The sequence below is a fragment of the Mycobacterium sp. JS623 genome (genome assembly GCF_000328565.1).
GTDB lineage: Bacteria > Actinomycetota > Actinomycetes > Mycobacteriales > Mycobacteriaceae > Mycobacterium.
This window is the reverse complement of record NC_019966.1, coordinates 3,231,695-3,252,467: the sequence shown is the minus strand read 5'-3', so window position 1 is coordinate 3,252,467 and position 20,773 is coordinate 3,231,695. Positions and strand designations below refer to the sequence as shown.

The 20,773-nt window shown below is 67.2% G+C and carries 18 protein-coding genes and 2 pseudogenes; 11 read left to right on the top strand and 9 right to left on the bottom strand.

Features of this window, described 5'->3' with window-relative positions; translation table 11 throughout:
* Positions 1–122 precede the first annotated feature (122 nt).
* The 7 genes from MYCSM_RS15940 to MYCSM_RS15910 all read left to right on the top strand — a co-directional run bounded on the left by MYCSM_RS15940 (position 123) and on the right by MYCSM_RS15910 (position 7,485).
* A complete protein-coding gene (locus MYCSM_RS15940) occupies positions 123–1,118 on the top strand; it encodes an esterase family protein (protein ID WP_041312172.1) in 996 nt (331 codons plus the stop codon).
* Positions 1,119–1,350: 232 nt separating this feature from the next.
* Positions 1,351–3,714, top strand: coding sequence for an endopeptidase La (lon, locus tag MYCSM_RS15935; protein WP_015307190.1), 2,364 nt, complete (start codon positions 1,351–1,353; stop codon positions 3,712–3,714).
* A 133-nt stretch (positions 3,715–3,847) separates the two neighbouring features.
* Complete coding sequence (locus MYCSM_RS15930) at positions 3,848–4,180, top strand: TfoX/Sxy family protein (protein ID WP_015307189.1); 333 nt, start codon at positions 3,848–3,850, stop codon at positions 4,178–4,180.
* On the top strand, positions 4,146–4,916 hold the full coding sequence (locus MYCSM_RS15925; protein ID WP_015307188.1) for a DUF72 domain-containing protein: 771 nt from the start codon (positions 4,146–4,148) through the stop codon (positions 4,914–4,916). The genes MYCSM_RS15930 and MYCSM_RS15925 overlap by 35 nt, the downstream gene beginning before the upstream one ends.
* A 27-nt stretch (positions 4,917–4,943) precedes the next feature.
* Positions 4,944–6,134, top strand: a complete 1,191-nt coding sequence (locus MYCSM_RS15920) for an NAD(P)/FAD-dependent oxidoreductase (RefSeq protein WP_015307187.1) — start codon at positions 4,944–4,946, stop codon at positions 6,132–6,134.
* An 11-nt stretch (positions 6,135–6,145) separates the two neighbouring features.
* Positions 6,146–6,694: a hypothetical protein gene (locus MYCSM_RS15915; protein WP_015307186.1), complete on the top strand. Its 549-nt coding sequence runs from the start codon at positions 6,146–6,148 to the stop codon at positions 6,692–6,694.
* Positions 6,691–7,485, top strand: coding sequence for an SDR family NAD(P)-dependent oxidoreductase (locus MYCSM_RS15910; RefSeq protein ID WP_015307185.1), 795 nt, complete (start codon positions 6,691–6,693; stop codon positions 7,483–7,485). Before MYCSM_RS15915 ends, MYCSM_RS15910 begins: the two co-directional genes overlap by 4 nt.
* Here MYCSM_RS15910 and MYCSM_RS15905 read toward each other — a convergent pair.
* The 3 genes and pseudogenes from MYCSM_RS15905 to MYCSM_RS37195 form a co-directional block, all read right to left on the bottom strand.
* Positions 7,482–8,957 (bottom strand): acetyl-CoA acetyltransferase, encoded by a 1,476-nt coding sequence (locus MYCSM_RS15905; RefSeq protein WP_015307184.1) that lies wholly within the window; start codon positions 8,955–8,957, stop codon positions 7,482–7,484. The two genes, MYCSM_RS15910 and MYCSM_RS15905, sit on opposite strands and share 4 nt — an antisense overlap.
* Before the next feature lie 4 nt (positions 8,958–8,961).
* The gene (locus tag MYCSM_RS15900; protein ID WP_041314139.1) at positions 8,962–11,277 is read right to left on the bottom strand and encodes a CoA transferase; all 2,316 of its coding nucleotides are present in this window, start codon (positions 11,275–11,277) and stop codon (positions 8,962–8,964) included.
* Positions 11,278–11,349: 72 nt separating this feature from the next.
* Positions 11,350–12,135 (bottom strand): annotated as a pseudogene (locus tag MYCSM_RS37195) (TIGR03619 family F420-dependent LLM class oxidoreductase); the annotation flags it as partial.
* Between the two features lie 90 nt (positions 12,136–12,225).
* Here MYCSM_RS37195 and MYCSM_RS15895 point away from each other — a divergent pair.
* A complete protein-coding gene (locus MYCSM_RS15895; RefSeq protein WP_015307182.1) occupies positions 12,226–14,694 on the top strand; it encodes a phosphoketolase family protein in 2,469 nt (822 codons plus the stop codon).
* A gap of 11 nt (positions 14,695–14,705) precedes the next feature.
* The gene (locus tag MYCSM_RS15890; protein WP_015307181.1) at positions 14,706–15,488 is read left to right on the top strand and encodes a CPBP family intramembrane glutamic endopeptidase; all 783 of its coding nucleotides are present in this window, start codon (positions 14,706–14,708) and stop codon (positions 15,486–15,488) included.
* On the opposite strand, the gene MYCSM_RS15885 is transcribed toward MYCSM_RS15890, so the two are convergent.
* Entirely contained in the window at positions 15,489–16,073 is a 585-nt protein-coding gene (locus MYCSM_RS15885) for a CGNR zinc finger domain-containing protein (RefSeq protein ID WP_015307180.1), read from the bottom strand.
* 119 nt (positions 16,074–16,192) lie between these two features.
* Here MYCSM_RS15885 and MYCSM_RS15880 point away from each other — a divergent pair, with 119 nt between their 5' ends.
* On the top strand, positions 16,193–16,672 hold the full coding sequence (locus MYCSM_RS15880) for a hypothetical protein (protein ID WP_015307179.1): 480 nt from the start codon (positions 16,193–16,195) through the stop codon (positions 16,670–16,672).
* Here the strand turns inward: MYCSM_RS15880 and MYCSM_RS15875 are convergent.
* Positions 16,669–17,682 (bottom strand): zinc-binding alcohol dehydrogenase family protein, encoded by a 1,014-nt coding sequence (locus tag MYCSM_RS15875; protein ID WP_015307178.1) that lies wholly within the window; start codon positions 17,680–17,682, stop codon positions 16,669–16,671. The two genes, MYCSM_RS15880 and MYCSM_RS15875, sit on opposite strands and share 4 nt — an antisense overlap.
* Positions 17,683–17,714: 32 nt before the next feature.
* The gene (locus tag MYCSM_RS15870; RefSeq protein ID WP_015307177.1) at positions 17,715–17,993 is read right to left on the bottom strand and encodes a GlsB/YeaQ/YmgE family stress response membrane protein; all 279 of its coding nucleotides are present in this window, start codon (positions 17,991–17,993) and stop codon (positions 17,715–17,717) included.
* A 249-nt stretch (positions 17,994–18,242) separates the two neighbouring features.
* Here MYCSM_RS15870 and MYCSM_RS15865 point away from each other — a divergent pair, with 249 nt between their 5' ends.
* On the top strand, positions 18,243–18,497 hold the full coding sequence (locus MYCSM_RS15865) for a CDGP domain-containing protein (protein ID WP_015307176.1): 255 nt from the start codon (positions 18,243–18,245) through the stop codon (positions 18,495–18,497).
* Positions 18,498–18,516: 19 nt separating this feature from the next.
* On the opposite strand, the gene MYCSM_RS15860 is transcribed toward MYCSM_RS15865, so the two are convergent.
* The 3 genes and pseudogenes from MYCSM_RS15860 to MYCSM_RS39065 all read right to left on the bottom strand — a co-directional run.
* Positions 18,517–19,497 carry an APA family fibronectin-binding glycoprotein gene (locus tag MYCSM_RS15860; protein ID WP_015307175.1) on the bottom strand — a complete coding sequence of 327 codons (981 nt, stop codon included), beginning with the start codon at positions 19,495–19,497 and terminating at the stop codon, positions 18,517–18,519.
* Positions 19,498–19,720: 223 nt separating this feature from the next.
* A complete protein-coding gene (locus MYCSM_RS39070) occupies positions 19,721–20,005 on the bottom strand; it encodes a TOBE domain-containing protein (protein WP_442928534.1) in 285 nt (94 codons plus the stop codon).
* A 318-nt stretch (positions 20,006–20,323) separates the two neighbouring features.
* A pseudogene (locus tag MYCSM_RS39065) lies at positions 20,324–20,731 on the bottom strand (ATP-binding cassette domain-containing protein); the annotation flags it as partial.
* Positions 20,732–20,773: the final 42 nt, after the last annotated feature.

Below are 20,773 nucleotides of genomic sequence, written 5' to 3'. Positions count from 1 at the left end.
AACCGCGATGTCGCAACGCTGTGTCGAGGCGGGAGTTGGCTCGCTCGAGCGTGTTTCATTACGCACGAAAGCGACGGCAATTGCTTTTGTGGCACGTGATGAAAGGTGGGTTGGTTGCCGTTATGAAGTTAAGAGAGAAGTTTCGAGGTAAGTGGTTTCGCCGGCTGGCGGTGAGCGCCTTCGCGGCGTTAACGCTGCCCGGGCTGATCGGCTTCGTCGGGGGTTCGGCGACTGCTAATGCGTTCTCGCGACCGGGTCTGCCCGTTGAGTATTTGGAAGTGTTCTCGGCGGCGATGAACCGCAACATCAAGGTTCAGTTCCAGGGCGGTGGACCGCACGCGGTGTATCTACTCGATGGCCTGCGTGCGCAGGACGATTTCAACGGCTGGGACATCAACACCCCTGCGTTCGAGTGGTACTACGGCTCCGGCCTGTCACTGGTGATGCCGGTCGGCGGCCAGTCCAGCTTCTACAGCGACTGGTATCAGCCGTCGCGGGGCAACGGGCAGGACTACACGTATAAGTGGGAGACGTTCTTGACCCAAGAGCTGCCCGCGTACTTGGAAGCAAACAAGGGCGTGTCGCAGAACGGCAACGCGGTGGTCGGCATATCGATGGCCGGCAGCACCGCGCTAACGTACTCGATCTACTACCCGCAGAAGTTCATCTACGCCGCATCGCTGTCCGGCTTCCTGAACCCGTCCGAGGGCTGGTGGCCGATGCTGATCGGGCTGGCGATGAACGACGCTGGCGGCTACAACGCCGAGAGCATGTGGGGTCCGTCGTCGGATCCGGCATGGAAGCGCAACGACCCGATGGTCAACATGGCCCAGCTGGTAGCGAACAACACCCGGATCTGGATCTATTGCGGCACTGGTACGCCGTCGGATCTCGACTCCGGTACGTCGGGCGAGAACCTGATGGCCGCGCAGTTCCTCGAAGGGTTCACGCTGCGGACCAACGTCACCTTCCGTGACAACTACGTCGCGGCCGGCGGCAGCAACGGGGTGTTCAACTTCCCGTCACAGGGAACGCACACCTGGGCCTACTGGGGTCAGCAGGTCCAGCAGATGTTGCCTGATGTCCAGCGGGTGCTGGGGGCCCAAGCCTCCGCCTAACGACCACCCACAACCAGGGAGCCTGCCGTAACCCCCGAACGGCAGGCTCCCTGCTTTGTGCGCTGTTGACGTCGTGCTCGCCCAACGGCGGGCCAGGCGAACGGTCGCGCAGTTGACGCTGCGGTGAGGGTCTTGACTACTCGAACTTTCGCGCCCTACGCGCAGAGTGAACGCCGGGAACAAACCAGCGGACTCCAAGGTTGAGTCGGTCTGACTGAACTTTGGAGGATTCATGGCTGACGCCAAATCAGTGCCCGTGTTGTTCTTGAGCGACTCGATCGTGCTGCCCGGCATGGTCGTGCCCATCGAGCTCGACGACGCGGCACGTGCTGCTGTCGATGCCGCCCGGGCCAGCGAGTCCGGCGAGCTGCTGATCGCCCCGCGTCTCGAAGACCGGTACCCGTCCTACGGCGTGTTGGCCTCGATCGTGCAGGTCGGCCGTGTCGCCGGCGGCAGCGGCACCGCCGCGGTGGTCCGCGGAAACGGCCGCGCCCAGATCGGAGCGGGCGTCAACGGCCCGGGACCTGCGCTGTGGGTCGAGGTGACCGAGGTTTCCGAACCCGCCGCCACCGACGAGACGCGTGCACTGGCTGCCGAGTACAAGAAGCTGCTGCTGGCCTATCTGCAGCGGCGCGAGGCGTGGCAGATCGTCGACTTCGTCAACCAGCTGACCGACCCGTCAGCGCTGGCCGACACGGCTGGATATGCGTCGTACCTGACGCAGGTGCAGAAGCGCCAGCTGTTGGAGACGCCCGATGTGGCCGAGCGGTTGCGGGCGCTCATCGAGTGGAACAGCGACCACCTCGCCGAGGTGGAGGTCAACGACAAGATCGCCGAAGACGTCCGCGAGGGCATGGAGAAGACGCAAAAGGAGTTTTTGCTGCGTCAGCAGTTGGCGGCCATCCGTAAGGAACTGGGAGAAGCGGACGACGGCACAGGGTCTTCTGATGACTACCGCAGCCGCGTCGAGGCCGCGGACCTGCCCGAGAAGGTGCGCGAAGCCGCACTGCGCGAGGTCGGCAAGCTGGAGCGGTCCAGCGAGCAGAGCCCCGAGGGCGGTTGGATCCGCACCTGGCTGGACACCGTGCTGGACCTGCCGTGGAACACGCGTACCGAGGACTCCACCGACCTGAAGTCGGCGCGCGAGATTCTCGACGCCGACCACCACGGTCTCGAGGACGTCAAGGACCGCATCGTCGAGTACCTCGCCGTGCGGGCGCGTCGTGCGCAGCGTGGCATGGCGGTCGTCGGCGGCCGCGGCTCCGGCGCCGTGATGGTGCTGGCCGGCCCTCCGGGCGTCGGCAAGACGTCGCTTGGCGAGAGCGTCGCAAGGGCGTTGGGCCGCAAGTTCGTTCGCGTCGCCCTGGGCGGCGTGCGCGACGAGGCCGAGATCCGTGGCCACCGGCGGACCTACGTCGGCGCGCTGCCGGGCCGCATCGTGCGGGCGATCGGCGAGGCGGGTTCGATGAATCCCGTTGTGCTGCTTGACGAGATCGACAAGGTCGGCTCCGACTACCGCGGCGACCCGTCGGCGGCGCTGCTCGAGGTGTTGGACCCCGCACAGAACCACACGTTCCGCGACCACTACCTGGAGCTGGATCTGGATCTGTCCGATGTCGTGTTCCTGGCGACAGCCAACGTGATCGAGAACATCCCGTCGGCGCTGCTGGACCGGATGGAGCTGATCCAGATCGACGGCTACACCGCCGACGACAAGGTCGCGATTGCCCGCGACTTCCTGCTGCCCCGGCAGCGGGAGCGGGCGGCACTGACCGAGGACGAGGTGACGGTGACCGAGGACGCGCTGCGCAAGATCGCTGCCGACTACACCCGCGAGCCGGGTGTGCGGCAGTTCGAGCGGCTGCTGGCCAAGGCGCTGCGCAAGGCGACAACCAAATTAGCGGAAGTGGACGCTCGATCTGATGTCGCCGCCGGAGCGGCTCCGAAAGCGCTGAGAATCGATGAGCCGGATCTCGTTGACTACCTTGGCCGTCCGCGGTTCATGCCGGATTCGGAGGAGCGCACGGCGGTGCCCGGTGTCGCGACAGGCTTGGCCGTCACTGGCCTCGGCGGCGATGTGCTGTACATCGAGGCCGGCGCCACCGAGGGTGAACCGGGGCTGCAATTGACGGGTCAGCTGGGCGACGTGATGAAGGAGTCGGCGCACATCGCACTGTCCTACGTCCGTTCACACGCCGAGCAGTTGGGTGTCGACCCGAAGGCGCTGGACCGCCGGATCCACGTGCACGTGCCTGCGGGCGCGGTGCCGAAGGACGGGCCGTCGGCCGGTGTGACGATGGTGACCGCGCTGGTGTCGATGGCCACCGGACGGCAGGTGCGTTCGGATGTCGGCATGACCGGCGAGGTCACGCTGAACGGACGCGTGTTGCCGATCGGCGGGGTGAAGCAGAAGCTGCTGGCCGCTCAACGGGCAGGTCTGTCAACGGTTTTCATCCCGCAGCGCAACGAGGCCGACCTGGACGATGTCCCGGCCGATGTGCTCGAGTCGCTGGAGGTCAAGCCGATGACCGACGTCGCCGAGATCGTCGCGCAGGCGCTGGAGCCTGCGGCCGACGCTGCGACCGTGGCGGCCTGACCCCAAGATTGCACTCAGGGTCGCGATCGATGGGCAGGTCACGACCCTGAGTGCAATATTCGTTCGACACCGGGTCGTGGACCGTCAGCGCCGACGTGGAGTGAATGTCGGAGCCGAGCGCTAACGTCCCCCCATGGCCTATGACGAAGACTTGGCCCACCGGATCCGTGAGCTGATCGCCGCCGAACGCGGCGTCGAGGAGAAGCGGATGTTCGGCGGGCTGGCGTTCCTGATCAACGGCAACATGTCGGTTGCGGCCAGCGGGCGTGGCGGCCTGATGGTGCGGGTGCCCCCGGACGAAACCGAGAAGTTGGTGGCGCGCGACCACGTCGAACCCATGGTGATGGCGGGGCGTGAGGCTCGCGGCTGGATTCGGGTATCCAACGACGGTGTCAAGACCAAACGCCAGCTGCAGGGCTGGGTGAGCCGCGGTGTCGCCTACGCGAAGAGCCTCCCGCCGAAGTAACGAGATCCGCATCGGCACCTCGGGATGGTCCTACGACCACTGGGACGACGTGCTGTATCGGCCCGGGCTGCCGGTGGCCAAGCGGCTGGCGCGCTACGTCGAGGAGTACGACACCGTCGAACTCAACGCCAGCTTCTACCGCTGGCCCAAGGACGCCACCTTTTCCGGCTGGCGGGACCGGCTGCCGGAGGGCTTCACGATGTCGGTCAAGGCGCATCGCGGGCTGACCCATTACCGGCGCCTGGGCACACCCGAGCCGTGGGTGGAGCGGTTCGAGCGGTGCTGGACCGCTCTTGGCGATCGTCGGGAGGCACTGCTGGTGCAGTTGCACCCGGGAATGGAACGCGATGACGAACGGCTCGACCACTTCCTGACCGTGATGCCCGACTGGATTCCCGTCGCGATGGAGCTGCGGCATCCGTCGTGGGACGACCCCGCGGTGTATGCGCTGTTGGAACGACACGACGCGGCATATGTCGTGATGAGCGGCGCGGGCCTGCGATGTGTCCCCCGCGCGACGAGCTCGCTGGTCTACGTCCGGATGCACGGACCGCCGCAGGAGTCGATCTACGCCGGTTCGTATCCCGACGACGAGCTGCGGCAGTGGGCCGACCGGGTGTCCGAATGGCATTCAGAGGGCCGACGGGTGCTGGTCTACTTCAACAACGACCTCGGTGGCCACGCGATCCGCAATTCGCGCACGCTCAAGGAGCTGCTGGCGGCGCGTGTCGGCTGAAGACCGCGGCGAGTAGGCTCAGGCAACATGACAACGTCGTCCACATTCGCCATCGTCGGCGGCGGTCTCGCCGGCGCCAAAGCGGCAGAGGCATTGCGCGACAACGATTTCGACGGCCACGTCGTCTTGTTTGCCGCTGAAGAACACCTCCCCTATGAGCGTCCGCCGCTGTCCAAGGAATACCTGGCAGGCAAGAAACAACTCGCCGACTTCACGCCGGCTTCGTCGGCTTGGTATCGCGATCACCACATCGAATTGCAGCTCGGCACCGAGGTCGCGGCGATCGACCCTGGCGCACACACCATCTCCCTTCCCGATGGCAGCACGGTGCGCTACGACAAGCTTCTGCTCGCCACCGGCTCGCAACCGCGCAGGCCGTCGATCCCTGGCGCAGACGCCGACGGTGTGCACTACCTGCGCACCCTCGACGACGCCGACGCACTGAATTCCGCACTGGTCGAGGGGTCCTCGCTGGCCGTCGTCGGCGGCGGGTGGATCGGGCTTGAAGTCGCAGCCGGTGCCCGCGATCGCGGCGTCAACGTCACCGTCGTCGAGGTGGCGGAGCTTCCCCTGATGGCGGCCCTCGGTCGCGAAGTCGGCGAGGTGTTCGCCGACCTGCACCGCGAACACGGCGTCGACCTTCGCCTCGGTGCCTCCGTTGCCGAAATCACCACCGCCGACGGCAAGGCGACTGGGCTCAAGCTCGGCGACGGCTCCACCGTCAACGCCGACGCAGTCCTTGTCGCGGTCGGCGCCGCCCCCAACACCGCTCTCGCTGAAAAGGCGGGGCTGGCCATGGGCGACGGCGGCGTGCTCGTCGATTCCTCGCTGTGCACCAGTGACCCCGACATCTTCGCGGTCGGCGACATCGCCTCGGCTGAGCACCCGCTGTTCGGCATGCGCATTCGCACCGAGCACTGGGCCAACGCGCTCAAGCAACCCGCCGTCGCCGTCGCAGGCATGCTCGGCAAGCAGGCCTCCTACGACGAACTCCCCTACTTCTTCACCGATCAGTACGACCTCGGCATGGAGTACGTCGGCCACGCGCCGCACTATGACCGAGTCGCTTTCCGTGGTGACGTCGCCAAGCGCGAATTCACCGCGTTCTGGCTCGACGGCGACGACCGGGTGCTGGCCGGGATGAACGTGAACATCTGGGAAGGACTCGACGACATCAAATCGCAGATCCGGTCCCGTGAGCCATTGGGAGACGCTTGATCCGCCACACCATGGCCGCACTGTCCGCGGTCGCGATGCTCGCTGGCTGTTCCGGGCCGACCGTTGTCAACACCTCCGAGGCGCCGCCCGAGCGCGACGCCGCCCCGTCCGTCGCGCCCTCGCCACCGCCCAGCAACGCGCACCTCGTCAACGCGTTCGACTACGTCGGGCAGGCCGGCGAGATCACGGGCTACTACTTCACCACGCCAAGCGGCAAGTGGCGCTGCGCGATCCTGACGCGTACCAAGGCGGGCTGTCAGGCGGCGAGCAGCTGGCAGTCCGGGCTTGGCATCGCGGGCGAGCCGGATTCGACGAACGCTCTCGTTGTCGACGAACAGGGCGATCCACAGTTCGTCACGCTTGAGCAGCCAGAGTTCTCGATGGCGTCCGGATCGGCAAAGGCGTTGCCGTTCAACAGGATTCTTGCTGCCGCTGGATTCCGCTGCAACGTCCAGGAATCCGGCGTCTCATGCAGCAGTGATACGAGCGGAAAGGGATTCACCTTTTCCGCGGACGGGTTCGTACCCCAATACACCGATGTGCCCCAAGGAGCACCGTGAAAATCGAGGCGGGACAGACCGCGGTGGTCACCGGCGGAACAAGCGGCATCGGCTTTGCCATCGCTGAAGCGCTGGTGCAGCGTGGCGTGAACGTGATGATCGCCGACATCCGCGAGGACGCGATCCCCGTCGCGGTCGACGCGCTGGCCGGCCAGGCCGGACATGCGGCTGGCGTGCGGGCAGACGTCAGCGTCGACGCCGATCTGGACGCGCTCGCCGACGAGACCGTCGAACGGTTCGGCCGCGTGGATCTTGTCTGCAACAACGCCGGAGTCGTATGCGAACAGGCGCCGACGTGGGAGCAGCTGCCGGGGACCTGGCGCTGGCTCATCGACGTCAAGCTGATGGGCGTCGTCAACGGGATCCGCACGTTCGCCCCGCTGTTCATCGCGCAGGGCTCCGGGCATTTCCTCAACACCGCCTCGGCGGGCGGGCTGATGGCGCTGCCGATGCTCGCGCCCTACGCCGCGACCATGCATGCGGTGGTCGGGCTGACAGAGACGCTGAACACCGAATTACGCTCGGTGTCAAACCTTTTGGGCGCAACGGTGCTCTGCCCGGGACTCGTCGACACGCCGTTGGGCGCGAACTCGGCGCGGCTGGTCCCGCCGGATGCGGCCGCCACACCCGGCGACGGCAGCGGCATGCCTGACGGCGCCATCAACCCCGCGGTCGTTGCTCAGGCCGCGATCGAAGCCATCGAGGCCGACCGAGTGCACGCAATCGTCGGCCCGCACACCGATGTGGTGGTGCAACAGCGCGTCGACGGGTTGCTGGCTGATCTGGTCTAGAGCAGGCTCGCGGTGCCGTCCGCGTTGACCTGCACCTTGGCACCTGCAATGTCGTCGCGGATGGTGGCGTCGGCCTCCGCCGGATCGGGGATTACCGCGAGCGCCCGCGCGTCCTCGGGCGTGCGGACGGCCAGGAAGGCCTTCTCTGCGGTGCCGGTGCGGCTGAACGGGGTGGTCCACGCCTCGACCGTGCCGACGCCTGACCATTCGACGACTGCCTCCCGGATCGGTTCGCGGTCTACCTCGGATTGCACGTCCTCCCAACGGAACTCGTGACTCGGCGGCTCCGTGCCGTATACCCCGAAGCTGTGCTTGGTCAGGTAGCCGCCGTTGGCGGTGACGAGCCCGCGCTGGCCGGGGTTGGCGACAAGGCGCTCGGCCATGGTGGCGATCGAATGGGTGACGTAGTTGTTCCACGGCCCCCCTGCGAACGTCAGACCACCGGTGACCGTCAACGGCCTGCCCGGGTCGCCGAGCGGCAGCCCCAGCTCGTTGGCCGCCACCTGGACCGCCGACGGGAAACACGAGTACACGTCGATCAGGTCGAGGTCGTCGACCCCGACACCTGCCAACTGCATGGCCCGCTGCCCGGCGATCCTGATCGCGGGTGAGCTGTGGAACTCGGCCCGTTCACCGATGGCGTAGGTGTCGTGTGAATCGGTGCCCGCGTACGGGAAAACCCAACGCTCAGAAGGAATTTGCAGATACGTCGCCTTCTCCGCCGAGGTGAGCACCAGCACCGCGCCCTGGTCGACCATGTTGTTGGAGTTCATCAGCTTGGTGTAGGGCCAGCTGATCATCCGGTTGCGTGGGCTGGGCTGCCAGATCTGGTGCGGCGCCAGTGGCTCGCGGCTCCAGGCGTGCGGATTCTTCGCGGCCACCCCGCTGAACTGCGACCACAGCTCGCCGATGCGACGTACATGCTCATCGGCAGACTCCCCTGCCGCCATCCGCAGCGCCTGCTCGAACATCGGATAGACATAAGCGGGCCGGTCCAGCTTGATCCGGAGCTCCGCGGGGCCGGCCATCTGCATGTCCTCGTCGAGACGCTCGGCCATCGGAACGGACTCGTCCTGGCTGGTCCAGTCCGGCTTGGCGCCGCTGGCCCGCAGTCGTGTTCGGGTACGCCAGGTTTCGGCCCCCGCGATCAGTACCGTGTCAGTGCGGCCCGCCTGAATGTCCAGGCAGGCCTGGTTGACCAGTGTCTGCGGCACATTGCCGCCGACCCCGGTGTACCGGGTTGCAGCGTCCTTGGCGCGCAGCCGCTGGGCCAGCAGCAGTCCAGGGTCGCGGTAGCGCCAGGACAGCACGTTGACGACGCGGATCGAGTCGACGGCCTCGAGGACCCGCGGATCCGCAGCGGCCCGCGCGGCCGCCGCCATCAGGTCGACGGGTTCCACGCCTGGGTGGTCGTCGTGCTGATTGACCTGGCCGTAGCCGATGAGTACCGGCGTCCTCGGGTCGATGGGCATGGGTTTAGTTTGACGGGCCGACCTCAGTGATCGGTTCGTGGGGTCTGTGGGTGAACAGCACACCCTCGGCGATCAGTCGATCGGTCTGGTCGGCGTCCATGGCCAGTAGCTTCTGGCAGACCTCACGGGTGTGCTCGCCGGGCATTGGGGCGGGCCGCAGCTCGGCGGGTGGGATGTGGAGGTACGGCGCGGGTCCGGTCTCGGTCGGCATCGGTGCGTCAAACAGCGGATGGGCCATGTCGCTGAACACGTTTCGATGCGTCAGTTGAGGATCGGTCAGCACGTCGACGGCCCGGTACATCGGCGCCGCGAGCACCCCCGCGCGTTGCAGTGCATGCGCGACGTCCATCTTGTCGCGGGTGCGCGTCCACTCAGACGGTTCCGCACCGCCGGTGACCGCCGACAACGCCGCGCGGTCGGCGTCGTCGCGCAGCGAGATCACGCACCACTCGTCGTCGCCGTCGCACGGACAGACCAGATGCACCGAGGGATCGTCGACGATCGGCTGACCCGCGGCGCGCGCCTCCTCGGCCACGTAGGTGGTGGCGAGCTGGTTCACCGCCGCCTCGGCCTGCGAAATATGCACGTGTGCACCGGATTCGGTGCGGTCGCGGCCGATGAGCGCGGCCAGTGCTGCGACCGCGGTGAGGCGGGCGGACACGTGATCTGGGAAGATGGTGGTCGCGTCATAGAAGCTGCCGGGCGGGGCGTCGTTCGAGGTCCACAGCCAGGTCACTCCGGTGGTGGCCCGCACCAGCGGGCCGTAGCCCATCCGCTCGCTCCACGGGCCGCTGGCCCCGAACGCGCTGCTTTCGGCGAGCACGATGCGCGGGTTGAGTTCGCGTAGCCGCTGGTAGGAAAAACCAAGTGACGCAAGCGTTCCCGGCTTGAAGTTGGCGAACACCGCGTCGGCGCCCGCCACCAACTTCTCGAACAGCGCGCCACCTGACGGGTGTCGCAGATCCAGGCCTAGGCTGTACTCGTTGCGATGGGTCAACGCCCACGACCTGCTCATCACCATGCCGGGCGGGGTCTGACGCAGGCCGTCGGGATAGGCCGCGCTCTCGATCTTGATTACCTCGGCCCCAAGGTCGGCGAACAACCTGCCCAGCTCCCCGCCCGCCACGATCACGCCGAGGTCCAGGATCCGCATACCGTCGAACGGCCGGGCGCAGGCATCAGCCACCGGCTTATCGGGACGGGCTGTCGCCCAGACTTTTTCGTCTGCGCCGAGCGACGGTGCAGGATGCGTGTAGCCGGCGTGCTCACCGTCGACAACGAACGGTCCCACCGGAACCGACAGGCCCCGTTCCACCTCGGCCAGTGCCCCGATGGCCCGGAAATGCTCGGACGACAGCGCCTGCGCGGGCGTGAGCACAGCGGCGATGGGGACCCCGCGTCGTTGGCCCTCGGCCACCAGGTCACGCATCGTCTGGTCGGCGCACAGCGCCGCGATGGCCTCATTCAGTTCGCGCGATGCGGCGTAGCGCGCCGCGATCGTGTCGAACTTCGGATCGGCGAACTGTTCGGGCTCACCCAGCCAGCCACGCATACCGCGCCACTGGCGTGGTGACAGCAGGCAGATCCGCACGTATCCGTCCTGGCACGCAAAGATCGGGTACAGCTGCTGGTTTCGGGGCCTGCCGCGCCACAGTTCGGTGGATTTTTTCAGCCCGACGGCCGCCTGCCCCTCGGAGCCGAACGGCGGATCGAGTGACTGCACGACCGCCTCGTATCGGGAGAAGTCGATGTATTCGCCCGTGCCGCAGCGTAATCGGCGAAAGTAGGCCGCCAGCGTGGCCCACGCGGCCTGCGCCGCGGCGGTGGCAGACGCGATCCCGAGCGGCGGAAGCACCGGCGTGCCCGACGTTGGCCCGGTGCGCGACAGCGCTGTCGACATGGCGTACAGCACGGCGTCGGTGGCCCCCCACGATGCATGCGGGCCTGCCGTCCCGAAGTCCGTGACGGACAACGCCACCAGATGTTCGAACCGCTCGGCCAGCCCCGCGCACGAGGTGCCGTAGGCGGACAACGTGCCGTCGTCCACCACGATGTCGGCCGTGCTTGCCAGCTGGATCAGCCGGTCGCGGTCGGTGGCATTCTGCGGATCGAGCACCGTGCTGCGCTTGTTCGCGTTGTGCAACACGAACGGAAGGCTCATGCCGGCCACGCTGGGCAGCGCGTTGCGTGCTGGGCTGCCTTCTGGCGGTTCGATTTTCAACACGTCCGCGCCGAGGTCGGCGAACAACCGGCCCACTGCGTCGGAGTCGGCGCCGCCGGCATCGAGCACGCGAACGGCCTCGAGCAGTCCTTTCCTCATCGTGTCAGTAGCCGTCTGCAAGTGGGCGTCGGTGTCGGTCGCCACGTACTGAAGGTCGACGAACGCGTCGGGATAGCCGTTGTCGGCCAGCAGCGCCACCGCGTCGGCGACCTTGTCAACGGGCGTGCCATCGGCGACGTTGATCCGCACATAGGTGTGGATCGTCGACGGGTCACGGCCGGCAGCGCGGGCGGCGTCGTCGATCGATTGCCGCTGCCAGCGCAGCATGTCGAGGCTGACGTTCTCCGGTACGTTCACCCCTGCCATCCAGCCGTCGGCGCGCTTGCCGATGCGGACGAGCCCGGCTGGCGTGAATGCCCCGAGATAGATCGGCGGGTGTGGGCGCTGCACCGGCTTGAGGTTCACCCACGATTCCGGGATGGTCCACCGCTCGCCGTCGTGGCGAACGGGGTTGACGGTCCACAGCGTCTCGAGCATGTCCAGCAGTTCGTCGAGTTGCGCGCCGCGGCGGCGAAACGGTGCGCCGGCGGCCCGGTACTCCTCGGGCGCCCAGCCGATGCCGAACCCAGGCAGCAGGCGGCCGCCACTGACCACGTCGATGCTCGTCAATTGGCGGGCCAGCTGCACGGGCGGGTACCAGGGCGCGACGAGCACGCTGCTGCCCAGTCGCGCGGTCGTGGTGGCGGTCGCGGCTACCGTCAACGCGATGAACGGGTCCAGATTGGTGCGGAACTGCTCGGGAATGGTGTCCGTTCCGGCGTAGCCGACCGTCGGATCGACCGCTGCCAGCAGCCGGTCCCCCACCCACAGGCTGTCGGCGCCGAGTTGTTCGGCCGTCGACGCGAAGCGGGCGAGCTCACCGGCGGCCAGGCCGGCGGACGCTCCGAACTGCGGCACCGCGAATCCGAGCACGACCGTCAGGCTAGTGCTGACGACTGGGCGATTCGGGTACTGGGCCCCTACTTTTGTTCACCCTCCGAGACGATGATGAACCGAGTGACCGCCCAAGTCCTTTCCCCGACACTGTCCGACCGCGAACTCGAACTGATCAACGCCTACTGGCGCGCCGCCAATTACCTGTCGGTGGGCCAGATCTACCTGCTGGACAACCCGCTGCTGCGCGAGCCCCTGGCGGCCGAGCACATCAAGCCGCGACTGCTCGGGCACTGGGGCACCACGCCCGGGCTGAACCTCATCTACGCGCACCTCAACCGCGTCATCCGGCACCGCGACCTCAACGTCATCTACATCACCGGCCCCGGCCATGGCGGTCCGGGCCTGGTGGCCAACGCCTACCTGGAGGGCACCTACAGCGAGGTGTACTCCGGCATCGAGGAGGACGTCGACGGACTGCGAAAGTTGTTCCGCCAGTTCTCATTTCCTGGTGGGATACCTAGCCACGTCGCCGCAGAGACACCCGGGTCGATCCACGAGGGCGGCGAGCTGGGCTATGCGCTGGTGCATGCATATGGTGCCGCCTTCGACAACCCGGACCTGATCGTGGCGTGCGTGATCGGCGACGGCGAGGCCGAGACCGGCCCGCTGGCGACGAGCTGGCATTCGAACAAATTCCTCAACCCCGTCACCGATGGCGCCGTGCTGCCGATCCTGCATCTCAACGGCTACAAGATCGCCAACCCGACGGTGCTGGCGCGCATTCCGCAGGAAGAGTTGGAGTCGCTGTTCTACGGATACGGCTACCGGCCGATCACCGTCGCGGGTGACGATCCGACCAATGTGCATCAGCAGCTGGCCACCGCATTGGACGAGGCCTTCGATCAGATCGGCGCCATCCAGCAGGCGGCGCGGCTGGACGGCGAGACCGGCCGGCCACTGTGGCCGATGATCATCATGCGCACCCCGAAAGGCTGGACCGGGCCGAAAGAGGTGGACGGCAAGAAGGTCGAGGACACCTGGCGCTCACATCAGGTGCCGCTGTCCGACACCCACACCAACCCCAACCACATGGCGCAACTCGAGACGTGGCTGCGCAGCTATGCGCCCGAGGAACTGTTCGACGCCCAGGGTGTGCTGCGGCCGGAGTTGCGGGCACTGGCACCGACCGGGCAGCGCCGGATGAGTGCGAATCCACACGCCAACGGCGGGTTGCTGCTTCGCGATCTCGACCTGCCCGACTTCGCCGAGTACGCCGTCGCCGTCGACCAACCGGCGACGTCGACGGCCGAAGCCACCCGTGTGCTCGGCACGTTCCTGCGCGACGTGATCGTGCGCAACCCCGACCGGTTCCGGTTGATGGGGCCCGACGAAACGGCGTCGAACCGGCTCGCGGCGGTGTTCGAAGCGACCGACAAGGCATGGCTGGCCGAGACCGGGCCCGACGACGAGAACCTCGGGCCTGAGGGCCGTGTGATGGAGGTGCTCTCCGAGCATCTGTGCCAGGGCTGGCTCGAGGGCTATCTGCTGACCGGCAGGCACGGGTTGTTCAATTGCTACGAGGCGTTTGTGCACATCGTCGACTCGATGCTCAACCAGCACGCCAAGTGGTTGACCCGCAACCGGGAGCTGCCGTGGCGCCAGCCGATCGCGTCGCTGAATTACCTTCTGACATCCCATGTTTGGCGCCAAGACCACAACGGGGCGTCGCATCAGGATCCGGGCTTCATCGATCACGTCGCCAACAAGCGGCCCGAAGTGGTACGGGTGTACCTGCCGCCGGACGCCAACACGCTGCTGTCGGTCGCCGATCACTGCCTGCGCAGCCGCGACTACGTCAACGTCATCGTGGCCGGCAAGCAACCGGCCCTGACGTACCTGGACATGGACTCCGCGATCGCACACTGCACGCGGGGTCTCGGTATCTGGGAGTGGGCCAGCAGCGGCGGCGGGCAGCAGCGCAGCGACTCGGGAATGTACCGGGGCGAACCCGATGTGGTGCTGGCATGCGCTGGAGACATCCCGACCCTCGAGACGCTGGCCGCCGCTGACATTCTGCGGCGCGAACTGCCGGACGTGGCGGTGCGCGTGATCAACGTCGTCGACATCATGCGGTTACAACCGGATTCCGAGCACCCGCACGGGCTTTCGGATCACGAGTTCGACTCCTTGTTCACCGCTGACAAGCCGGTGATCTTCGCGTATCACGGCTACCCCTGGCTGATCCACCGGCTGACCTATCGCCGGGCCAATCATGCGCAGATGCACGTGCGCGGGTTCAAGGAGCGCGGCACCACGACGACGCCGTTCGACATGGTGATGCTGAATGACCTCGACCGGTTCCATCTGGTGCTGGACGTGATTGACCGGGTGCCCGGTCTCGCCAACCGCGCCGCGGTGCTCAGGCAGCGAATGCTCGATGCCCGACTGGCGGCCCGGCGCTACACCCGCGCGCACGGCGAGGACGACCCCGCCATCTCGGGGTGGACGTGGGACGCGGACTACCGTTCGCCCTCGTTATCTCAGGACACGCTCAGCGAGAACGGCGGAAATCACCGGTAAACTGGCCCGCAATGTCCGTACAGGCCCTACCCGATACGTCGGCTCAGTGGACGATGCCCCCGCACCCCGTCGTGGGCCAACTCGCCGCGCTACACCACATGCGTACGTATGTGGACATCGGTGTGGTCGTGGTGGTACTGGCGCTCACCAACGTGATCGCGCATTTCACGACGACGTGGGCCAGCATCGCGACGGTGCCGGTCGCCGCGGCGGGCCTGTTGGTCCTGGTGCGGTCGCGGGGGCTCGGTTGGGCTGAGCTGGGGTTGAGCCGTGAGCACTGGAAAGCGGGCGCGGGCTATGCCGCGGCCGCCGTCGCGGTGGTGTTGACGGTGATCGCGGTCGGGATGCTGATGCCGTGCACCCGGCCGATGTTCATGAACAACAACTACGCGACGGTGTCCGGCGCGCTGATTGCCTCGATGGTGATCATCCCGCTGCAGACCGTCATCCCCGAGGAACTCGCGTTCCGCGGAGTTCTGCACGGCGCACTCAACCGCGCCTGGGGCTTCCGCGGTGTCGCGGCGGCAGGTTCGCTGCTGTTTGGGCTGTGGCACATCGCCACGTCGCTAGGTCTGACGAGTAGCAACGTCGGCTTCACGCGGATCTTCGGCGGTGGCTTGTTCGGCACTGTCGCGGGTGTGGTGCTGGCGGTTGCGGCGACGGCGTTCGCCGGTTTTGTGTTCACCTGGCTGCGCAGGCGCAGCGGCAGCCTGATCGCGCCGATCGCATTGCACTGGTCGCTGAACGGGTTGGGCGCATTGGCGGCCGCTTTGGTGTGGCACCTGTCGACCTGACTAGCGCGCCTTGCTCCTTGCCCGAAACGCGCGGTTCTTGAGCTTGTTGCCGCATGTGGCCATGTCGCACCAGGTGCCGCCGTGGTTGCGTGACTTGTCGTAGAACGCCCACTGGCATTCATCGTTGGCGCAGGCTTTCAGCAGCGCCCAGGTGCCATCGCGCTGGGCGTCACGAATGATCAGCAGTAGGTCGACCAGGCGCTCGCGCAATGAGTCGCCGTCTGCGGTCAGGCGGACTTCGCCGTGCTCCCCGAGATCGGCGCGCGCGCTGCCGCCGTCGGCGATGGTCCTCAAGACAGCAAGCGCAGCTTTATTCGGTGGCGGGCCGCCTGCGTTGTGTACCAACATGGTTCGTAGCGCCTCGCGCACGGCGCGAAGGAGTTCTAGATCGGCCGGTGTCGGGTCAACCCGCGGGGGCAGCAGGCCGTTGTCGACCAACCACGGCCCTGCGTCGGCGGGGGCGACAAGCCGATCCGCTCCGTCCGGCAGTTCGACCGTGTTCACCAGCGACTGGACCAACTGCAACGGGTGCGGCGCCGGTTTCGATTCGTCGTCGCCGAGCCAGCGAGTGGGCCCAGGAGTCATGACGCGACCCTACTCCGACATGACCGCTAAATCAATTTGACTGGTCATGCATGACCGGTATAGCGTGTTCAACAGTCACGCGGTTGAAGCGCAGTTCCACAGGCAAGAGGTAGATGAAGATGTCGGACAACAGAATTTCGCCGGACCTCTTTTCCGTCGCTGGCGACGCGATGCTGCCGACCGCTGCAGCGCGGCCGTCCGTGATCGCGCGGGTGATCGCGCGGTTGCGGGCCGAGAGGTTCGACCATCAGCTCGCCGTCGGCGTTCCCGCCCCGGCAGGCAGCGCGCTCGCGGCGCACGAAGCGCGGCTGACGTCGACCAGCGAACGCGAAGCCATCGCGCGATCGCTGCGACAGGCCGTCCGCAACTCACACACCGGGGCCGTGTTCTCGTCTCGAATTCCGGTGCATCCCCGCAACATTGCGGCCGCGGAGGACCTGATCGACACGATCACGTTGCGGCTGCACTCCCCTCAGCCGGTGAGGGCCCGCGGGATGGCGCGGCTGCGGCGCGTGCTTTCCGACGGCAGCGGCCCCCTCTACTGGTACGGCAAGGGCGACCTTGGCGGCCGGCTCGGCGCGGCACTCGCGGCGCTTTAGACCAACAGCACCGCGGCGCCGGCGATGCGGCCCTCGCTCAGGTCCGTCAACGCTACATCCGCGCGGGCGAGCGGATACTCCGGACTGGTCACGTCGATGTGGTGCTGGCCGGCGAACGCCAGGAACTCGCGGGCGTCGTTGCGGGTGTTGGAGGTCACCGATCGCACCTGCCGTTCCTGGAATACGTGGCGCTCGTAGTTCAGTGCGGGGATGTCGCTGAGGTAGATGCCCGCGATGGCCAGCGTGCCGCCACGGTCCAGCGCCTCGAGCGCGGGCAGCACGAGATCGCCAACGGGCGCGAACAGGATCGCAGAATCCAGTGGCACCGGCGGCCGGTCGGTGGAGCCCTGCGCGGACGCCGCGCCCAGTGACAGCGCCAACTCGCGGGCCTGCTCGCCGCGGGTCATCACATGGACCTCAGCGCCCTGTGCGATGGCCACCTGGGCGGTGAGGTGGGCGCTGCCGCCGAAACCGTAGATACCAAGCCGGCCGCCGGCTGGCAGATCGGCTCGCATCAGTGAGCGGTAGCCGATGATGCCTGCGCACAGCAGCGGGGCCAATTCGGTGTCGGAATAGCCTGTGGGCAGACGATGTGCGAAAGCCGCAGGGGCAGTGGCGAATTCGGCGTAGCCGCCGTCGGCGTCCCAGCCGGTGTAGCGGGATTCGGGGCAGAGGTTCTCCTGGCCTCGGACGCAGAACTTGCAGTGCCCGCAGGTGTGCCGCAGCCACGCGATGCCGACGCGGTCACCGACTGTGAAGTCGTCAGTATCGGGGCCGACTTCGGCGACCTCGCCGACCACCTCGTGGCCGGGGATCACGCCCGGCCGATGCACCGGCAGGTCCCCCTCGGTCACGTGCAGATCGGTACGGCACACCCCGCAGGCATGCACGGCGACGAGAAGTTCACCCGGCCCGGGCCGCGGCACGTCGGCGGTGACGCGGTCCAGCGGACGAGTGGTCATCGGGCCCGGTTGTCGGACCCGCCACGCGCTCATGGTTGGGGCGGTCATGCCCCTATGGTGCGCGCCCGTTCGGTCCGCGGCTAAGTCTTAGCGGTGCGTCCCTTTACGAACCCGACGATCAGCAAGAGGATCACTGCACCAACGAGCGCGCCCAAGAAGGAATGGTTGATCGGTGGGGTGATCGTGAATTTGTGCGGCGCAAAGACAACGCTGCCTAGTGTGCCGCCGACATAGCCGCCGACGATCCCGAGGAGCGCCGTCAGGATCAGGCCCATGTCGTGCTTGCCGGGCACGATGAATCGAGCGATCGCGCCGACGATCAAACCGAGAATGAGCATCCAGAGGACATGCCAAATCACGTCTCAGCTCCCTCCATAACGTGGGTATGCGTAGTCACGGTGACGGTATACCGCGCACGGCAAACGAGTCGGGGCACGAACGTTAATTCTTTCCGCAGGTCACCGGCGATCGCGCCGGAGTCGGCGGCCCTGGCGACGAAAATCCGTAGGAATGGGCATTCCCAACTCGTCACGGCGGAATAACCTGGAGATAACGGGCCGGGGACTCGGTACCGGCGATGCCGGTACAGCGGAAATAAGGGGTGAAGAATGAAAGCACTTGTCGCACTGGCGGTAAGCGGCCTCATCGCGAGCGGCATCGTCCTGGCCGCGCCGGCGAACGCCGGTTGCCAGAGCGGATGGACGCCGTGGGGCGGCGGAGAGATTTGTGACGGACCGATCGCCGCTGACGGAACCTTCCAGCGTTGTCAGACTGTCGGCGTCTTGGGATTTGGCGGGAGCATGCCCTGCTTCATCGTTGACGCCAACAATCTGAACGGCCAGCCGCCATGGGTTGGCCCTTAAGGGCCAACCCAGTCAGCCGCTAGGACGGCGGCATCATCCCGGGTGCGCTGTTCGGGTCGACCGGGACCGGCACCCCAACGTTCGGGTTCTGCCCCGGTGCGTTGGTGCCGCCCGCGGGTGGTGGAGGCGCGTTGGGGTCCGGTGGCGGCGGAGCCGGAGGCGTGTACGGCCGGATCGACTGCGCCAGCGTGACGGCCTCGTTCTTCGGCACCGGGTTGTTGGCGGTGCCGAGCCAAACCACGAACCACCGCTCGGGTGCGCGCTGTCCGCGCGGTGTGCCGGGCGCAGTGGGCGCCCCGACCACGCCGGCCCAGATCTGGCCGACGGGCTTGTTCGTGTCGGTGAACTTCACCTCGTAGTACGACGCGACGCCATCCATGCCGCCCGCATTGAGCGGGACGGTCTGCTGATTGACGCGCGTACCGGGGAACGGCATGAAGAATTCACCCATGTCGGAGGCGAGCCGCTGGGCTGCCTTCGTGTTGTCGGTCTCGGCGCCCGCGAACAGCTTCAGATCCAGCCGGCCGAGCAGCACGCTGGTGTCGCTGGGCGGCTGAGCCGGCTGACCGTTCGGCCCGGGGGCTGCCTCCGGCGGCGGGATCTTGTTCAGCAGTGCCTGCCCGTAGGACAGCTGGGTGGCGTCGGCCACCTTCCAGCCCGCGGGCACCACGTAGCTGAAGCCGCCGGCCGAGTTGTTGACCCGGCCCGGCTCTGGCGGCGGAGCGGGTGCGGGCGCCGGCGCGTTCGGATCCGGCGGCGGCGCATTCGGATCGGCGGGCTGGGGCGGAGCCGCGTTGGGGTCCGCAGGCGGCGGGGGTGCCGGCGCCTCCGGGGGCGCGCCATCGAGGAACGTATTACCCGCGGGCGGTGGCGGCGGTGGCGGCGGCGTCGGATCGGCATTGGCCACCGACGGCAGCGACAGCACCACCACGGAGGCGCCGGTCAGCGCGGCGATCGCCAGTGTCTTCGGGAGGCCCTTGCGGTGTTCCGGCTCAAGCATGTGGAAGAAACTACCGTGTTACGGCCGTGACGCAAGTGCGTGTTGCTCAAAAAGTGCTCAGCTGAAAAATTGCTGTATGCCAAATAGTTACTGTTAGAGTGTATTTCACCCGATTGCTGGCACGGCGAAGCCCCCGCGCGTCGCGCGGGGTATGTGTCCTCAACTGCGCCCCCGGTTTTGTGGCCGATTCGCAACGTTTTGATCGCGCCGGCGAGCCGCGCCGTTACGGGCCCGGATGCACGGTGACCTCCTGAGCCTTCACCGAGAAGTAAACCCGATCGCCGGGCACCAGGTGCAACTCGGCCGCCGATTCGGCGGTGATGTCGGCAGCCAGTCCCGGTGCGCCGTCGGGTTGCTCGTCGGCGCGCACCCGGATCACGCTCCCGCGGCTGTCGAGTTCGGCGACCGTCACCTCAACGGTGTTGCGGGGGCTTCCGTGCGGCTTGTCGCGGTAAACCGCGACGGCGGCAGGGTTAAACAGCGCCACCGCCGATTCGCCTGCGACCATGTCCGCCCCTGGACTGCCGTGCCATGTCGTCCCCCACTGCGTCGTCAGCACGCCGCTGGCATCCGCAGTGCCGCCGACCAGGTTGACGCCGGCGAAGCGCGCCCCAAACCGACTTCGCGGTGTCGCCAAAACCGTTGCAGCCGAGCCGGATTCGACTATCCGGCCAGCGTCGAGCACCAGCACGCGATCCGCCAGCGTGAGCACATCGAGCAGGTCGTGGGTGATCAGCACCGCAGAGCGGCCGTCGCGGGCCAGCACGCGGCGCAGCACCTTGCGCATAGCGGTGGCCGCACCGACGTCCAGGCCGGCAAGCGGCTCGTCGAGCAGCAGCACGTCGGGTTCTGCGGCCAGCGCTCGGGCCAACGCCACCCGCTGGGCCTGTCCTCCCGACAACTGCCGCGGCATCCGGTCGCCGAGATCTGCCGCGTCGACCTCGGCGAGCCAATGTGCCGCTGCCGCACGGGAACTGCTCGGGGCGAACGCCACGTTGGCGGTGACGGTCAGATGGGGGAACAACAGCGGGTCCTGCAGCAGCAGACCGACGCGACGATCGTGGGTGGCGACGTGCACGCCTGCCGCCGTGTCGGTCAGCACGCGGTCCCCGACGCGCACGACGCCGCGGTCTGGTCGCACAAGCCCCGCGATCACATGCAGCGCCGTCGACTTGCCTGCCCCGTTCGGCCCGAGCACGGCCAGCACTTCGCCCGCAGCGACGTCGAATTCGATGTCTAAGCCGCGACTTTCGACGACCGCCCGCAGCGCAACCCC

Coding starts and splice junctions, on each gene's coding strand:
- MYCSM_RS15940 (WP_041312172.1), top strand. CDS start 123: ATGAAGTTAAGAGAGAAGTTTCGAGGTAAGTGGTTTCGCCGGCTGGCG.
- lon (WP_015307190.1), top strand. CDS start 1,351: ATGGCTGACGCCAAATCAGTGCCCGTGTTGTTCTTGAGCGACTCGATC.
- MYCSM_RS15930 (WP_015307189.1), top strand. CDS start 3,848: ATGGCCTATGACGAAGACTTGGCCCACCGGATCCGTGAGCTGATCGCC.
- MYCSM_RS15920 (WP_015307187.1), top strand. CDS start 4,944: ATGACAACGTCGTCCACATTCGCCATCGTCGGCGGCGGTCTCGCCGGC.
- MYCSM_RS15915 (WP_015307186.1), top strand. CDS start 6,146: ATGGCCGCACTGTCCGCGGTCGCGATGCTCGCTGGCTGTTCCGGGCCG.
- MYCSM_RS15905 (WP_015307184.1), bottom strand. CDS start 8,957: ATGCCCATCGACCCGAGGACGCCGGTACTCATCGGCTACGGCCAGGTC.
- MYCSM_RS15900 (WP_041314139.1), bottom strand. CDS start 11,277: ATGAGGAAAGGACTGCTCGAGGCCGTTCGCGTGCTCGATGCCGGCGGC.
- MYCSM_RS15895 (WP_015307182.1), top strand. CDS start 12,226: ATGAACCGAGTGACCGCCCAAGTCCTTTCCCCGACACTGTCCGACCGC.
- MYCSM_RS15890 (WP_015307181.1), top strand. CDS start 14,706: ATGTCCGTACAGGCCCTACCCGATACGTCGGCTCAGTGGACGATGCCC.
- MYCSM_RS15885 (WP_015307180.1), bottom strand. CDS start 16,073: ATGACTCCTGGGCCCACTCGCTGGCTCGGCGACGACGAATCGAAACCG.
- MYCSM_RS15880 (WP_015307179.1), top strand. CDS start 16,193: ATGTCGGACAACAGAATTTCGCCGGACCTCTTTTCCGTCGCTGGCGAC.
- MYCSM_RS15875 (WP_015307178.1), bottom strand. CDS start 17,682: ATGACCGCCCCAACCATGAGCGCGTGGCGGGTCCGACAACCGGGCCCG.
- MYCSM_RS15865 (WP_015307176.1), top strand. CDS start 18,243: ATGAAAGCACTTGTCGCACTGGCGGTAAGCGGCCTCATCGCGAGCGGC.
- MYCSM_RS15860 (WP_015307175.1), bottom strand. CDS start 19,497: ATGCTTGAGCCGGAACACCGCAAGGGCCTCCCGAAGACACTGGCGATC.
- MYCSM_RS39070 (WP_442928534.1), bottom strand. CDS start 20,005: ATGGTCGCAGGCGAATCGGCGGTGGCGCTGTTTAACCCTGCCGCCGTC.